Raw genomic sequence first — 1,082 nt, 5'->3', positions numbered from 1 at the left:
GAAGATATGGAATGAGCCTGGAGCAGGGTCTAATAAAACGGTTATGGTTCATATAAGCAACTTACGAGAAAAAATCGAAGCAGCTTTGCCTGGAGAATCGATTATTCAGACAGTCTGGGGGGTTGGCTATAAAGTTGAAAAATAATTTCCTTGATGTCGTAAAGTTTATTCCTAATAAGAAAATTTATTTTTATCTCTTTCTTTCCGCATTAATGACAATGATTACAGCTTTTTTTGTTATTCCTTCTTTAGAGTATTACGATGAGCACTCAAGATTTTTTTCGCAGATTTTTAGAATTTTGTCCTATTTTGGGCCATTAATCATTATTTTTTTCTATTGTTTTATTTTTTGTGCTTACCTTTTTCTATTTTATCAATATGAGAAACAACGATACACAGCATTTAGAATTAATAAGCTGTCAGAGGAAGTTCAGTTAATTGTAAAAGCTAATTTTGATAAAAAGGTATTAGAAATAGATGAAAACGAATTAGGACTACTAGCTGAAAGTATTAACGCTATTATCATTCAAGCCCAAAAGGCGATTGAGGAAGAAAGAAGGGCAATACAAATTAAAAATGATTTAGTAACGAATGTTGCCCATGACCTTAGGTCACCTCTCACCTCTATTATTGGGTACTTAAACCTTATCAATAATGATCATTATCGGGATGAGATCGAACTACGGTATTACACCCAGATTGTTCAATCAAAGGCTGAGAGATTACATCATTTAATTAATGATTTATTTGAATATATGTATGTTCAAAACAAAGAAATCCTGATGATAAAAGACCCAATTAATATTGAAGAAATGGTAAACCAATTAGCTGTTCAAAATAGGATTCAGCTGCAAGAAGCTGGAATGCAATTAAGACAATTCACAACCACCAAAAATCCGATTATTATGGGTGATGGTAATAAACTCGCCAGAGTATTTGAAAACCTGATTCAAAATGCCATCCGATATGGAAAAGAAGGGAAATATTTAGATATTAGAATAGTTGAACTAGAGGAAACGATAGAAATTGTTATCAGTAATTACGGTCAGCCAATACCAAGTGTGGACCTTCCACATATTTTC

General features: G+C 32.5%; 2 protein-coding genes. Both read left to right on the top strand.

The window, feature by feature from the left end; genetic code table 11:
- The coding region (locus CHI06_RS14965; protein WP_142300961.1) for a winged helix-turn-helix domain-containing protein at nucleotides 1-145 on the top strand (145 nt) is incomplete at its 5' end.
- A partial coding sequence (locus tag CHI06_RS14960) for a sensor histidine kinase (protein ID WP_095249397.1) occupies nucleotides 135-1,082 on the top strand: 948 nt, incomplete at its 3' end. The genes CHI06_RS14965 and CHI06_RS14960, both read left to right, overlap by 11 nt.

This window comes from Bacillus sp. 7884-1 (assembly GCF_002272245.1).
Classification (GTDB): Bacteria; Bacillota; Bacilli; order Bacillales; family Cytobacillaceae; genus Neobacillus.
This window is presented reverse-complemented; position numbering and strand designations above follow the sequence as displayed.